A 14,355-nucleotide genomic window follows, 5' to 3' on the forward strand; every position below is an offset into this window, starting at 1 on the left:
AAAACCCTTGATGAAGGCACTTTTTGCTGTGCAGGTTTGCAGAAAACGAGATAGAATCTGCGCCTTATCGGGCTGGTAGACTATGTGTCGTTTGGTTTTGTACACCCTCTTTTGGCTATAAAATGCGAGCGGGTAACACTGTTATCGACCATCAAAACATAAAAATGCTGGAGGACACGATGACCAACAGCAAACAAAACTCGGTTAAAAGCAGCAAACTGGGGGCTGTAACCCAGGGGCGGTAGCCATGGTGTTACCCGCATTTTTGCTCAATGTTTAGCTGTGCTGCATAGTGTCTTTAACAGATGCTATCTGTTGATTTTTTAAGCGCAGCATGGCTGCTCACCGTTCTATATCCCCGATACCTAATTGCGTATTCACTCCTCGCAAGAGAATGCATATTTATGAAAATTCTCGTTACCGGTGGAGCAGGCTTTATCGGCTCTGCCGTGGTACGCCATATCATCCGTGATACTCAGGATGCCGTTATCAATCTTGATAAACTCACCTATGCCGGTAATCTGGAGTCCTTGGCCGATGTATCGACAAGCGATCGTTATGCCTTTGAACAAGTAGATATCTGCAATTGCGCCGAGCTGGATCGGGTATTTGCCCTGTACCAGCCGGATGCGGTGATGCACTTGGCCGCAGAGAGCCATGTTGATCGCTCCATTACAGGGCCGGCTGACTTTATCGAGACCAATATCGTCGGCACCTATATGCTGCTGGAAGCGGCACGTGCCTATTGGAACGGTCTGGACGAGGCGCGCAAGGCGGCCTTCCGCTTCCACCATATCTCCACAGACGAGGTGTATGGCGACCTGCCCCATCCGGATGAAGTGGCCGCCGGTGAGCCATTGCCGCTCTTTACCGAAAGCACTCCCTACGCCCCCAGCAGTCCCTATTCTGCCTCCAAGTCCTCCAGTGGCCACCTAGTGCGCGCTTGGCATCGTACCTAGAGCCGCCAGTTTTGGTAACTAACTGTTCAACCAATTATGGGCCTTGGCAACATGCTGAGAAACTGATATTGCAGACTATCAGCCATGCTTTGGCCGGCAAACTTATCCCTATTTTTTGCAAAGGGGATCCGGTTCGTGAGTAGCTCTATGTGGAAGGCCATGCCAAAGATGCTCCATCTGGTGTTGAAAGAAGGAAGGAGGGGGAGAGGCTTACAACATGGGCGCTAACAATAAGACGCGCAATCTGGAGGTGGTGCAGACCATCAGCGAGCTGCTTGATGAGCTAGTGCCAAAGGTGGGTTCATATAGCGACCAGATGACCCATGTGATAGGCCAGCCAGGCCATGCCATCAATGCCGAAAAGATAGCCTCAGAGTTGCAATAGCTGCCACAGGAATGTTATGAGTCAGGATTATCCGAGATGATAACTTGGCATCTATCCAAAATAAAAGACATTGACTGAATTAACTATTGATATATTTATATTTCCTCGTGGACTTAAAACTTAAGAACGGTATCTTTAATATGAAAAATAGTATTTTGACTCTTATTGGTCGTAATAAAGACCTGTTTGTTGATGATATTGGTAAAAATGAACAAACACTGTCGACTATCGTTAGCCAGTCCCGCTTCCTTGTTCTTGGTGGCGCTGGTTCTATTGGTCAGGCTGTGACCAAAGAGATTTTTAAGAGAAATCCACGTAAATTGCATGTTGTCGACATCAGTGAGAACAACATGGTCGAGTTGGTGCGCGATATCCGCAGCTCGTTTGGTTATATTGACGGTGATTTCCAGACGTTCGCCTTGGATATCGGCTCCATTGAATATGACGCCTTTATCAAAGCCGACGGTGCATATGATTACGTGCTCAACTTGTCTGCGCTCAAACATGTACGTAGCGAGAAAGACCCTTTCACCTTGATGCGTATGATCGATGTCAATGTGTTCAACACGGACAAAACGATTCAACAGTCCATCGATATGGGTGTCAAAAAATATTTCTGCGTGTCTACAGACAAGGCGGCCAATCCGGCCAACATGATGGGGGCGTCCAAGCGCATCATGGAGATGTTCCTGATGCGTCGTAGCGAGCAGATTGCCATTTCAACCGCTCGCTTTGCCAACGTGGCCTTCTCCGATGGCTCATTGTTGCATGGCTTCAACCAACGCTTGCAAAAGCGTCAGCCCATCGTCGCCCCCAACGACATCAAACGCTACTTCGTGACCCCCCAGGAGTCCGGTGAGCTGTGCCTGATGTCCTGCATCTTCGGTGAGAACAGGGATATCTTCTTCCCCAAGCTCAGCGAATCCCTGCACCTGATTACCTTCGCCGAAATCGCCGTGAAGTATCTGGAGCAGCATGGTTACAAGCCGTATCTGTGCAAGGATGAGGATGAAGCCAGAGCCCTGATGGCGAGCATGCCTGAGCAGGGGATGTGGCCCTGCCTCTTTACCGAGAGCGACACCACGGGTGAAAAAGACTTCGAAGAGTTCTTCACTGACAAGGAAGAGCTGGATATGGCCCGGTTCGAGAACCTGGGCATCATCAAGAATGAACCCTCATATCAGAATGATCTGCTCAACCATTTCGAGCAGACCATTACAGCCATGAAAACAAAACGAGCCTGGGACAAGAAAGAGATCGTCGAGCTGTTCTTCGCCATGATCCCGGATTTTGGCCACAAAGAAACGGGCAAATATCTCGACGGCAAGATGTAAGGAATAGGTATGCATACTCAATTGATACGTTTTATTCGTGATACCTACAAAACCGATGACTTCATCCCTCTTCACGCCCCGACCTTTGCCGGCAATGAACGTCAATATGTGCTCGATACCCTCGAAAGCACCTTCGTTTCCAGTGTCGGTGCCTATGTTGAGCAGTTTGAGCAGCAAATAGCCACCTTTACCGGTTCAGCCCGTGCCGTTGCCACCATGAATGGCACGGCGGCGCTGCATATCGCGCTCTACATGGCAGGTGTGCAGGCAGGCGATCTGGTGATCACCCAGCCCCTGACCTTTGTGGCGACCTGCAATGCCTTGTATCACATGGGCGCAGAACCCGTGTTCGTCGATGTATCACGCCAGAGCCTGGGTCTGTGCCCCATTGCCCTGGCCAACTGGCTGGAAGAGCATGCGTCTCGCACCGAGACAGGTGCCATCCACAAGGCAAGCGGACGCCGCCTCAAAGCAGTCGTCCCCATGCACACCTTTGGTCATCCGGTTGAACTCGATGAGCTTCAGGCCGTGTGCGAGGCTTGGGGCATCGCCCTAGTGGAAGATGCTGCCGAGAGCCTTGGTTCCTACTACAAAGGCAAACACACGGGGACGCTGAGCGAGTTTTCCGCCCTGAGCTTCAATGGCAACAAGATCATCACCACGGGTGGTGGTGGCATGGTGCTTTGCCAGAATGCCGAACAGGGGGCGCGTACCAAGCACATCACTACCACCGCCAAGGTGCCTCATCCGTTCGAGTTCTATCATGATGAACCCGGTTTTAACTACCGGATGCCCAATCTGAATGCGGCTCTCGGATGTGCCCAGATGGAAGCCCTGCCGCAATTCCTGGCGCAAAAGCGGGCGCTTGCCATGCATTATGCCGAGTTCTTCAAGGGGCAGGCATGCCAGTTTGTGACCGAGCCTTCTTATGGACGCTCCAACTACTGGCTCAATGCGATTGTCTGTGAAGATCAAACCCAGCGGGATACGTTGCTGACAGAGCTGAACAAGTCGGGTGTCATGACCCGGCCTGTATGGAAGCTGATGCATCGCTTGCCCATGTTCTCTCATGCCTTACGTGGGGAGCTTAACAATGCCGAATGGTTGGAAGCCCATCTGATCAACCTGCCCAGTTCGCCTGTCGAGGTCTGAACATGGCCAACACCATTGCCGTCTTTACCGGTACTCGCGCCGAATACGGGCTGCTCTATTGGTTGATGAAAGACATTGCCGCCGATCAAGACCTGGAGCTCAAACTGATCGTCTCGGGTACGCATTTGTCCCCCGAGTTCGGTCTGACCTATCAGCAGATAGAGCTGGATGGTTTCAAGATCGATGAGCGCATCGAGATGCTGCTCTCCTCCGATACCTCTGTGGGGGTGGTCAAAAGCATGGGAGTGGCCTTGCTCGGGCTGGCAGATGCATTGGCCCGGTTGCAACCGGAGGTGCTGGTGATCCTGGGGGATCGCTTTGAAGCGCTGGCGGCAGCCCAAGCGGCCATGTTGCAGCGCATACCGGTAGCACACCTCCATGGTGGCGAGATCACCGAGGGGGCTTATGACGACGCTATTCGCCATGCCATTACCAAGCTGAGCTACCTGCACTTCACGGCAGCCGAGCCCTATCGACAGCGTGTCATTCAGTTGGGTGAGGCGCCTGAGCGGGTGTTCAACGTAGGTGCCGTCGGTCTGGACCACATCATCAAGACACCGCTGCTGTCCATGGACGAGCTGCAATCCTCTCTTGGGTTTACGTTGGACTCACCGTTCTTCGTGGTGACCTATCACCCCGTGACTCTGGCCGATGAATCGGCTAGGGAGAGTTTCAGTGCTTTGCTGGCGGCGTTGGATAACTATTCCGACCATCAGGTCATCCTGACGTATCCGAATGCAGATGACGGTGGTCGAGCCATCATTCCACTGCTTGAGCAGTATGCGGCAGCAAATCCTGCACGCGTGCTGGCCATCCCGTCTTTGGGTTACAGGCGTTACCTCAGCGCGGTGAAACACTGTGCCGCTGTGATTGGCAACTCGTCGAGCGGTATCATCGAAGTGCCTTCGCTGGGTGTCCCGACCATCAATATCGGCCAACGCCAACAAGGGCGCCTGGCAGCGAAGAGTGTGCTCCATTGCGACGCGAAGGCTGAGGCCATTACGGAATGCATTGCCAAGGCCTTGCAGCCTATGGGCTCGGATGCTTATGTCAATCCTTATGGTGCAGGGGACTCCAGCGGCCAAATCGTGGCACGCCTGAAGCATTTTGCCATCCCCACCATCAAACAGTTCCATGATCTCGACAGGAGTCCGTCGCCATGATCCGCATCATCGCCGAAGCCGGCGTCAACCATAATGGCGACGAAGCACTCGCCGTGGCACTGATCGATGCTGCCCACCAGGCAGGCGTCGATGTTGTCAAGTTTCAGACCTTCAAGGCGGCCAATCTAGTGACCCGCCAGGCCAAGCAGGCCGCTTATCAAACCGCCAACACCGGCAAGGAAGAGAGCCAGTTTGCCATGCTCTCCCGCCTTGAGCTTTCGTTCGATGCCCATCTTCGTCTGATCGCCCATTGCGAGTCTCTCGGCATCGAGTTTTTGTCTACCGCCTTCGATACCGAGAGCCTGGACTTTCTGGTGAACCGGTTGAAGTTGCAGACACTCAAGATCCCGTCCGGGGAACTGACCAATGCTCCTTTCGTACTGGCCCATGCTCGCACCGGTTGCGAGTTGATCGTCTCGACCGGTATGGCCACGTTGGCAGAAGTGGAGGCGGCCCTGGGAGTGATAGCCTTCGGATTGACCGCGCCGCAGGATGCGCAGCCCGGTGAGGCCGCCTTCATGGCTGCCTATACCAGCGAGGCTGGTCAGGCCGCTCTTGCTAACAAGGTGACCCTGCTGCATTGCACGACCGAGTATCCGGCGCCCATGGTGGATATCAACCTCAAAGCCATGGATACCCTGTCGCACGCCTTCCGGTTGCCGGTCGGTTATTCGGATCACAGCCAGGGTATCACCATACCAGTGGCTGCAGTCGCCCGTGGAGCCTGCCTCATCGAGAAGCACTTCACTCTGGATCGCAACATGGAAGGGCCTGATCACAAGGCTTCTCTTGAACCCGATGAACTGGCCGCCATGGTGAAAGGGATCCGCGATGTGGAGCTGGCACTGGGAGATGGCATCAAAGGGCCTCGCCCGAGCGAGCTCAAGAACAAGGAGATCGCACGCAAGAGCCTGGTGGCCGCCTGCGACATTGAGGAGGGCGTCATCCTCTGTGCCGACAACCTCGCCATCAAACGCCCTGGCGATGGAGTTAGCCCCTATGCCTACTGGCAGCTCCTGGGGCAACCGGCTAAACGTGCCTATCAGGCGGGTGAGCCTATCCGTGAATAAACCGGTCATCGTCCTCGGGGCTGGCGGGCATGCCTCGGTGCTGGTCGACATGCTGCGTAGCCAGGGTGTGGTTCCCCTCGCTCTGGTTGCACCCGCCGCAGGTGCACCGCGCGCCGCGCTGGCTGACATTCCCCTCTGGCATGATGAGGAAATACTGACCCTCCATCCGGATGAGGTGGCGTTGGTCAATGGCATCGGCTCCCTGCCGGGCAACCCGCTACGCGCCACGCTGTTTGCCCGTTATCGCGCTCTTGGTTACCGCTTTGCAAGTGTCGTCAGCGCACAGGCCATGGTCTCTGACTACGCCGTGCTGGAGGAGGGGGTTCAGGTCATGGCGGGGGCCATCATTCAGGCCGGCACCCACATTGGCCCTAACAGCATAGTCAATACCGGTGCCATCGTAGATCATGATTGCTGGGTTGGTGGTAATAATCACATTGCTCCGGGGGCCGTACTATCTGGTGGCGTGTCAACAGAAGATGCTGTGCATATTGGTACTGGGGCCATGTTGATCCAGAATATCAAAATTGGTTCGCATACAGTGGTTGGTGCTGGAGCAACAGTTATTAAAGACCTGGCAAACAACAAAACCTTATATGTGGCCAAACCATTTTTACGGTAAGGGACTTATTAATGAGCTATGACTGGAAGAATGTTTTAATTAAGCCAGAACAGCCTATACGTGATGCTTTGCAACTAATAGATAGTGAATCGTTGCGAATAGCTCTTGTTGTTGATAATGAATTCAGTTTGCTGGGAGTTGTTACTGATGGTGATATTAGACGTGGGCTACTAAAAAATTTAAGCCTTAATAGTCCTGTTAATATGGTTATGAATACTAAGCCATTAACAGCAAAGCTGGGTACTGCACGTAAAGAGTTAGTCAAGTTTATGGAAAGTGAGCAGCTTCTCGCTATTCCTTTGATGGATGGAAATAAAGTTGCTGGCTTAGAAACGTTGCAAAGAGTAGGGCAATACTCAAAATATCAAAATCCAGTATTTATAATGGCAGGGGGCTTTGGTACTCGTTTGAGGCCATTAACGGATAATTGCCCTAAGCCTATGTTAAAAGTAGGTAACAAACCCATTTTGGAAATACTTATTAATAGTTTTGTTAATTCTGGGTTTGTAAATTTTTATATCTCTACTCATTACCTTCCAGAAATGATTCGTGATTATTTTGGCAACGGTTCGAAGTGGAATGTAAAAATTAATTATGTGCACGAAAAAGAACCATTAGGTACGGGCGGTGCACTCGGCTTATTACCCTGTGACACTCCTGAACTACCACTGATTTTAATCAATGGTGATGTTTTAACTAATGTTGATTTTGAGCGCGTGCTTGAATTTCATAATAAGCATGGGGCTGCAGCAACAATGTGTGTGAGAGATTACGAGTACCAAGTTCCATTTGGTGTCATACAAGGCGAAGGTAATAAAATTATTAGCATGGTAGAAAAACCAGTACAACGATTCTTTGTTAATGCTGGTATCTATATTGTGAGTCCGAAAATTCGAAGCTTTGTAAAACAAAATTTTCGTATAGATATGCCTACTTTATTAGAACAATCAATATCGCAACAACAAAATGTTTTAATGTTTCCAATTCATGAATATTGGCTTGATATTGGCAGAATTGAAGACTACAACAGAGCACAAACAGACATTATGAATTTGGAGTTCTGAGATGAGTTGTTACGCTGTCATTGGTATGGGCAGTATTGCCAAACGCCATCTTGCTAATTTAAAGCACCTACATCCAGAAGGTAAAATTTATTCTGTTTCTGCAAGCGGACGTAACAATAAATTACCAGATCATGCCGATGCTGTTATTAGTTTTGAACAACTGCTGGTAGAAAAACCAGTTTATGTCATTATTGCATCACCGGCGCCCTATCATGTTACTACAGCTAATATTTTGCTACAAAAAGGTATAGCTGTTCTTGTTGAAAAACCTTTATCGGATAGCTTAAATGCTTGCGAAGAATTACTAGCCAGCATTCACGGACTATATGAAAATATGGTTTCTGTCGGCTATTGTTTGCGATTTTTACCTTCAGCTCAAATCGTAAAAAAATATCTGGATTCTGGCTCGTTAGGTACTGTTTACAATATTGAATCTAATGTTGGACAGTTTTTACCAGGATGGCGTATAGACAAAAATTATAAAGACTCTGTTTCCGCTAAAAAAGAACTTGGTGGTGGGGTCTTGCTAGAGCTCAGTCATGAGTTGGATTATTTATTTTGGTTCTTTGACGATTTGGAATTACAGCATAGTTGGCTGCGTACAACAGATGAGCTGGATTTAGATGTCGAAGAGATAGCGGATTTGGTTCTTACAACTTCATCCGGCACCTACATTTCTATCCATCTTGATTTTATTCAAAAATCAACACAACGAAACTGTGAGTTTATTGGTGAAAAAGGTCGATTGGTGTGGGACCTAATAGCAAACTCAGTCATATTATTTCATGCAACAGGAACTGAAACTCTGTATTCAGAGCCGGAATACAATAAAAACGGCATGTATATAGATATGTTGCAAGCTTTTGAAAACATCAAAACTGCTGGCATGTCACATCTGGCAACAGTTAAGACAGCTTCGAAGGTGATCAAACTGATTGAGGATGCAAAACAATCTAATAAATGGAGAAGGATAGCGTGAGAACTATTGCATTCATCTTTGCCAGAGGAGGTTCAAAGGGACTACCTCAAAAAAACATTAAACTTCTGGATGGTAAACCTCTAATTCAATACTCCATAGAAACAGCATTTGCTACAACGGGTATTGAAAAAGTGTTTGTTTCCACTGACGATGTCGCTATTGCTTCAGTTGCGCGGGCTGCAGGCGCCGAAATTATCCAGCGTCCTGCAGAGCTTGCTACAGACACCAGTCCAGAATGGTTATCATGGCGTCATGGAATTGACTATGTTCGTTCCGGTTACGGCAATTTTGATATATTTGTAAGTTTGCCTGCAACCAGCCCACTACGTGATCAAAAAGATGTTAGTGCTGCAATAAACAAACTTTCAAAAACTGGTGCCGATATCTGTATTTCTGTTACTCCAGCAAATCGTAGCCCGTATTTCAATATGGTCAAACAGAGCGAAGATGGATATGTCGAGTTGGTCAACAGGTCTGCTAACGGTGTATATCGTAGGCAAGACGCTCCTGAAGTTTTTGATATAACTACAGTAGTTTACGCAGCGAAACCTGAATTTGTTCTTGAAAAAAATGCGTTGTTTGACGGCAAAGTGACTAGTGTGCTCATTCCGAAAGACAGGGCTGTGGATATTGATGATATTTATGATTTCATGCTCGCAGAAGCAATAGTAAAGAGTAAAACAAATGATGCTTGAAGGACAAAAGATCGTTGTGGCCGGTGCTGGAGGGCTTCTAGGAGCCCAACTTGTTCATAAGTTGATGGCACAGGGAGCTGCAGTTATTGCTATTGACCGGGATCTGAAGGTTTTAAATGATAAGCTAGAGAATGCCGGCGTTGATATTCACAGCCATGCGTTACAGGCAGTTATTATTGATTTATTGGATGAGTCTGCCGTTGTCAGATTTTTTGACTCTGTGGAAAATATTACTGGTGCAGTTAATTGCGCTTACCCACGAAATAAAAATTATGGTAAGCACTTTTATGAAGTGGCTCAGGGTGATTTCAATGAAAACATTTCGATGAATCTTGGCTCTTCATTTTTATTTATGCAACAGTGTGCCAGATATTTCGAAAAGTATCAGAATGCATTTTCGCTGGTTAATATATCTTCTGTTTATGGAGTCATTCCTCCAAAATTCAGTATTTACGAAAATACTAAAATGACTATGCCAGTCGAATATGCCGCTATTAAATCAGGTCTTATTCATCTGTCACGTTATGTGGCGAAATATGTCGCGAATAGTAAATTTCGGGTCAATTTAGTAAGTCCTGGCGGTATATTTGATCATCAGCCTGAAGATTTTCTTAAAGCCTATAAAAAGGAAACGCTAGGGAAAGGAATGTTGGATGTGTCTGATGTATTGGGGTCAATCGTTTTTCTACTGTCGTCAATGTCTGATTTTGTCAATGGACAAAACATAGTTGTTGATGATGGCTTCTCGATGTAATGGTAGGGCACATATGGCTAATAAATTGAATGTAGCGATTATCGACTACGAGATGGGAAATGTGAAGTCGATCGAAAATGCGATTGCTCATGTCGGAGATTTTAATGTCGTGATTACTGCCGAAAGCAGTGTGATTCTGGCGTCCGACATCATTATTTTACCTGGTGTTGGTGCCTTTCCTGATGCGATGAAAAAGCTCTCTGAAAGGGGCTTAATCCCTGTATTGGACAAAGCTGTAAAAGAGCTGAAGAAACCAACTATAGGTATATGTCTCGGTATGCAGCTGTTATTTGATGTTTCTGAAGAAAAGGAAATGACGAAAGGTCTTGGCTGGATTCCTGGAAAAGTAACCTATATGCACCCTGAAGGAAATCTGAGAGTGCCTCACATTGGTTGGAACTCTTTAGTTTTGCAGCCAGCAGATATTATTTTCGATTATCTCCATGCTGATAAAGATTTTTATTTTGTACACAGTCTGCATGTCGTCTGTGATGATCGATACACCATGGCAAAATTTGATTACGGCGGTTTGATGACTGCTGCTGTAAGAAAAGATAATGTCATAGGCATGCAGTTCCATCCTGAAAAAAGTCAGAAAAATGGTTTGCTTGCGTTAAGTAGCTTCTTCAAATGGGCAAGTTCAATGGTTGGTCAACATAATGCTTAAGACGAGATTGATTCCTTGTATTATCGCTAAAAATGATTTAGTGGTTCAAAGTTTTAACTTCAACAAATATTTACCGATAGGTAATGTAAAAACGGCTATTGAGTTTTTCGTGAATTGGGATGTAGATGAGATCGTTATCATTGATATTGATGCAACCAAGGAGTTTAGATCACCTAATATAGAATTAGTTGCATGGGCAGCTAAAGAGTGTTTTGTGCCTTTAACTGTTGGTGGTGGCATCAAGACGTTAGCACATATCCAAAGTCTACTTAAAGCTGGTGCTGACAAAGTATGCCTGAATTCTATTGTGCGTAGTAATCTTGCGTTTATTACTGAGGCTTCAAATATCTATGGAGATCAGTGTATTACGGTATCTGTTGATGTAGTCAAAACAGACTCTGGTTACGCAGTATATGATTATCTGAGTAAAGGTGTTTACAAGGTCAGCCTGAAAAAATATTTGAAAGATATCGAAGCTGCTGGTGCCGGCGAAATTTTATTAAACTCTGTCGATCGTGACGGCTCACGCATTGGATATGACGTCGAATTATTACAGGAAGTTAGTTCTGAGGTGAATATTCCTGTTATTGCTTTAGGTGGTGTTGGCCGATTCGAACATCTGGCTGATGCCATTTCAAAAGGTGGTTGTCAGGCCGTCGCGGCAGCGAACATTTTCCAGCATATGGAACACAGCACTATTGCAGCTAAGGCTCAAATGCGTAGTTCTGGATTAGATGTTCGTCTAAGCTCAGAAGTAAAATATGAAGATTTCTCATTAGATATCTTGGGCCGTCCATTTTAAGGTATTTGAAAAATGAATTTTTGTAACAGGTGTTTGTATCCGGAAAACCATGCACTGAATTTGATTCTTGACGAACAAGGTGTGTGTAGTGGTTGCCGTGTTCATGAAGAAAAATATCAAATTGACTGGGCAGCTAAAGAAAAAGAACTGGACGCTTTATTGTCTCAGTATAAAGGGCGTTCAGGGGCATCTTATGACTGCGTAATTCCTGTTGTTGGTACGGGTGATGATTTTTTCATCGTAGACCTAGTCAAAAATAAGTACGGATTAAACCCCCTGCTCGTAACCTACAACACTCACTTCAGTACCAAAGTTGGTGTACGTAATCTGGCGCGTTTGATCACTGAACTGGATTGTGATCATATGATGTCCACAGTAGGCCCTGAAACAATCAAAGAAATCACAAAAATCACTCTCCAAAAGTTTGGTGACATGTACTGGCACGTCCTTGCTGGGAGTCAGACATTCCCGGTACAGGTTGCAACTAAGCTTGATATCCCATTAATTATCTGGGGGGTAAATGGTTGGTTGGATCAGGTGGGGATGTTTAGCCACCATGACCGTGTTGAAATGACCAAAAAGGTCAGGAAAGAACATGCGATGCGTTGTGTCGATGCTGAATCTTTAATTGGCGTTTCTGACAAAGTGACACATAAAGACTTACAAGCATTTACTTATCCTTCTGATGCTCAGTTAGAAAAATCCAGAGTTCGTGGATTATATATTGGTAACTATGTGTTTTGGGATTCTCAGAGACAGATAGAACATGCGATTAGTAATTTTGGTTATGAGACCCATACTCAGGAACGCACATATAACACTTATGAATCAATTCATTGTTTCAATAATGCTAGTGTGCATGACTATATCAAATATCTGAAATTTGGTTATGCAAAGGTCTCTGACCATGTTGCTCGTGACATACGTTTGAAAAGAATAACTAAATCAGAAGGTCTGGCGCTTATTAAGAAATACATTGAAGTGAAGCCAAAAGCTCTTCAGGTCTTTCTTGACTGGGTTGGTTTGTCAGAAGATGAATTTATGTCGTCGATTAACCCATTCAGGGATCCGACAGCTTGGGAGAAGAGAGAAGACGGTACTTGGTTCTGCAAGGGTAGTGTTTTGGCAAATGATATTAATTTGCAAACCGGACAGGAGCTTGAAGTAGTTGATCCGAGAGAGTACAAGCTAACTGAATTACTTGAAGACCAGTCTTCATTTAATGAGTACATTTTACTGGGGCGGACTTATATGGATAAGCGAAACTATAAGGCTGTCGAGGGATAAAATATGAAGTTTTGTTCAAATTGTGTAATGCCAGATACAAAACCAGGAGTTTGGTTGGACGAGCGCGGTTTTTGTAACGCATGTCGCACCAAAGAGGTTAAAGCGACTATCGACTGGGATGCACGTTTTAAAGATCTCGAACTGATTGTTGAAGATATAAAAAAAGCAAGCCACCCATTTTATGACTGTATAGTTGCTGTCAGTGGGGGTAAAGACAGTTGGTATCAGGCTGCAGTCTTAGCTGAACATTTTGGCTTAAAAGTACTTTGCGTAACGCTCGCAGCCCATTTACCTACTACTGAAGGTATAGATAATTTAAATAATATGATCAAAGATCTGAACGTTGATCATATGAAAATTACAATCAAACCAAGCACCTTTAGAAAAATCCGTCAAAAATGTTTTTTACGTCAGGGTGAGCCAAATTGGGCAGAACATTGTGCAATGTTTTCAAGCGTTGTAAATACAGCTTTAATCTATGAAGTTCCGCTTGTAGTTTGGGGAGAAGATATAGCCTTTGAGTTTGGCGGGTTGCAGCGTAGCGAAAGCAGACCTTCGGCATTAGCGATAAATAAAAGTGATCTGGTCAAAGAAAAGACAGTTTTTGATTGGCTGGATGATGACGTTTCTGAACGCGATGTATTTTTCTATAAGTATCCTGATTACAAGAAACTTGAAGAAGCTGGAGTTCAGAGTATTTATCTGGGGCACTTTGTTAAATGGTATGGGCGTCAGAACTATGAGTTTGTATTACCGAGAGGTTTTACAGGTCGTAGAGCTGGTCCTTTACCTGGTAACTATCTGGATTACGACAATATCGACGAAAAGCTTTGCGAAATCAATATTTGGTTCAAATACCTGAAATTTGGTTTCTGGCGTGCAACAGATCAGACCTGTTATGACATTTGGAACGATAGGCTGTCACGTGCTGAAGCTGTAAAAATAGTCAATGAACTACAGGATGAAAAGCCATTTAATGATCTTGAAGATTTTCTAAATTTTCATATGATAACGAGAGATGAGTTTGATAATACAGTTGAAAAATTTAGAAATAAAGAATTATGGGACTATAAGGATGGTGAATGGGTCTTAAAGTATAAAGTTAGCTAATTATTGTGGGCGTTGACTATGTTAATGCCCACAAGTTACATGCGGCATATGAATATGAAAAAGCTATTTATATCTGGTCTATTTGTTTCTTTTGCTCTTTTTTTAGGGCGGATCTCGGGGTTTTTAAGAGAATTATTTATCGCATCATCTTTTGGTGTCTCAAAAACCTCTGATTTAATCATCGTTTTACTATCGATACCAGATGTTTTGGTAAATTTGTTGGTTGGTGGTGCTCTTGGTATGATATTGGTGCCTGAACAAAAAAAGTATACACAAGAGCTAGCTAGAATATTTTATCTTCAGGTATTATAT

General features: G+C 45.8%; 14 protein-coding genes and 1 pseudogene. All 15 read left to right on the forward strand.

Going from position 1 to position 14,355, the window contains the following annotated elements:
* Positions 1–404: 404 nt before the first annotated feature.
* Positions 405–1,341: pseudogene (locus AACS24_RS10890) on the forward strand (GDP-mannose 4,6-dehydratase); the annotation flags it as partial.
* Between the two features lie 143 nt (positions 1,342–1,484).
* Positions 1,485–2,678 (forward strand): UDP-N-acetylglucosamine 4,6-dehydratase, encoded by a 1,194-nt coding sequence (locus AACS24_RS10895; protein ID WP_108570679.1) that lies wholly within the window; start codon positions 1,485–1,487, stop codon positions 2,676–2,678.
* Between the two features lie 9 nt (positions 2,679–2,687).
* Positions 2,688–3,830 carry a LegC family aminotransferase gene (locus AACS24_RS10900; RefSeq protein WP_108570680.1) on the forward strand — a complete coding sequence of 381 codons (1,143 nt, stop codon included), beginning with the start codon at positions 2,688–2,690 and terminating at the stop codon, positions 3,828–3,830.
* A gap of 2 nt (positions 3,831–3,832) precedes the next feature.
* Positions 3,833–4,993 (forward strand): UDP-N-acetylglucosamine 2-epimerase, encoded by a 1,161-nt coding sequence (neuC, locus tag AACS24_RS10905; protein ID WP_108570681.1) that lies wholly within the window; start codon positions 3,833–3,835, stop codon positions 4,991–4,993.
* Positions 4,990–6,063 (forward strand): N-acetylneuraminate synthase, encoded by a 1,074-nt coding sequence (neuB, locus tag AACS24_RS10910; protein WP_108570682.1) that lies wholly within the window; start codon positions 4,990–4,992, stop codon positions 6,061–6,063. The genes neuC and neuB overlap by 4 nt, the downstream gene beginning before the upstream one ends.
* On the forward strand, positions 6,056–6,685 hold the full coding sequence (locus tag AACS24_RS10915) for an acetyltransferase (RefSeq protein ID WP_108570683.1): 630 nt from the start codon (positions 6,056–6,058) through the stop codon (positions 6,683–6,685). The genes neuB and AACS24_RS10915 overlap by 8 nt, the downstream gene beginning before the upstream one ends.
* Before the next feature lie 11 nt (positions 6,686–6,696).
* Positions 6,697–7,749: a nucleotidyltransferase family protein gene (locus AACS24_RS10920; protein WP_108570684.1), complete on the forward strand. Its 1,053-nt coding sequence runs from the start codon at positions 6,697–6,699 to the stop codon at positions 7,747–7,749.
* 1 nt (position 7,750) lies between these two features.
* Positions 7,751–8,728: a Gfo/Idh/MocA family protein gene (locus AACS24_RS10925; protein WP_108570685.1), complete on the forward strand. Its 978-nt coding sequence runs from the start codon at positions 7,751–7,753 to the stop codon at positions 8,726–8,728.
* Positions 8,725–9,423, forward strand: a complete 699-nt coding sequence (locus tag AACS24_RS10930; RefSeq protein WP_108570692.1) for an acylneuraminate cytidylyltransferase family protein — start codon at positions 8,725–8,727, stop codon at positions 9,421–9,423. The genes AACS24_RS10925 and AACS24_RS10930 overlap by 4 nt, the downstream gene beginning before the upstream one ends.
* Positions 9,413–10,177 (forward strand): oxidoreductase, encoded by a 765-nt coding sequence (locus AACS24_RS10935; RefSeq protein ID WP_219927721.1) that lies wholly within the window; start codon positions 9,413–9,415, stop codon positions 10,175–10,177. Before AACS24_RS10930 ends, AACS24_RS10935 begins: the two co-directional genes overlap by 11 nt.
* Before the next feature lie 13 nt (positions 10,178–10,190).
* Entirely contained in the window at positions 10,191–10,844 is a 654-nt protein-coding gene (gene hisH / locus AACS24_RS10940) for an imidazole glycerol phosphate synthase subunit HisH (RefSeq protein WP_108570686.1), read from the forward strand.
* Positions 10,837–11,646: a HisA/HisF-related TIM barrel protein gene (locus AACS24_RS10945; protein ID WP_108570687.1), complete on the forward strand. Its 810-nt coding sequence runs from the start codon at positions 10,837–10,839 to the stop codon at positions 11,644–11,646. Before hisH ends, AACS24_RS10945 begins: the two co-directional genes overlap by 8 nt.
* 12 nt (positions 11,647–11,658) lie before the next feature.
* A complete protein-coding gene (locus AACS24_RS10950) occupies positions 11,659–12,933 on the forward strand; it encodes an N-acetyl sugar amidotransferase (protein WP_108570688.1) in 1,275 nt (424 codons plus the stop codon).
* A 3-nt stretch (positions 12,934–12,936) separates the two neighbouring features.
* Entirely contained in the window at positions 12,937–14,043 is a 1,107-nt protein-coding gene (locus tag AACS24_RS10955) for an N-acetyl sugar amidotransferase (protein ID WP_108570689.1), read from the forward strand.
* Positions 14,044–14,097: 54 nt separating this feature from the next.
* A partial coding sequence (locus AACS24_RS10960) for a hypothetical protein (RefSeq protein WP_219927722.1) occupies positions 14,098–14,355 on the forward strand: 258 nt, incomplete at its 3' end.

It is taken from the genome of Aeromonas sp. HMWF016 (assembly GCF_963878195.1).
GTDB classification, from domain to species: Bacteria; Pseudomonadota; Gammaproteobacteria; order Enterobacterales; family Aeromonadaceae; genus Aeromonas; species Aeromonas lacus.

What these genes read in the sequence shown, in the direction of transcription:
- AACS24_RS10895 (WP_108570679.1), top strand. Translation starts at nt 1,485, where the DNA reads ATGAAAAATAGTATTTTGACTCTTATTGGTCGTAATAAAGACCTGTTT.
- AACS24_RS10900 (WP_108570680.1), top strand. Translation starts at nt 2,688, where the DNA reads ATGCATACTCAATTGATACGTTTTATTCGTGATACCTACAAAACCGAT.
- neuC (WP_108570681.1), top strand. Translation starts at nt 3,833, where the DNA reads ATGGCCAACACCATTGCCGTCTTTACCGGTACTCGCGCCGAATACGGG.
- neuB (WP_108570682.1), top strand. Translation starts at nt 4,990, where the DNA reads ATGATCCGCATCATCGCCGAAGCCGGCGTCAACCATAATGGCGACGAA.
- AACS24_RS10920 (WP_108570684.1), top strand. Translation starts at nt 6,697, where the DNA reads ATGAGCTATGACTGGAAGAATGTTTTAATTAAGCCAGAACAGCCTATA.
- AACS24_RS10925 (WP_108570685.1), top strand. Translation starts at nt 7,751, where the DNA reads ATGAGTTGTTACGCTGTCATTGGTATGGGCAGTATTGCCAAACGCCAT.
- AACS24_RS10935 (WP_219927721.1), top strand. Translation starts at nt 9,413, where the DNA reads ATGATGCTTGAAGGACAAAAGATCGTTGTGGCCGGTGCTGGAGGGCTT.
- hisH (WP_108570686.1), top strand. Translation starts at nt 10,191, where the DNA reads ATGGCTAATAAATTGAATGTAGCGATTATCGACTACGAGATGGGAAAT.
- AACS24_RS10945 (WP_108570687.1), top strand. Translation starts at nt 10,837, where the DNA reads ATGCTTAAGACGAGATTGATTCCTTGTATTATCGCTAAAAATGATTTA.
- AACS24_RS10950 (WP_108570688.1), top strand. Translation starts at nt 11,659, where the DNA reads ATGAATTTTTGTAACAGGTGTTTGTATCCGGAAAACCATGCACTGAAT.
- AACS24_RS10955 (WP_108570689.1), top strand. Translation starts at nt 12,937, where the DNA reads ATGAAGTTTTGTTCAAATTGTGTAATGCCAGATACAAAACCAGGAGTT.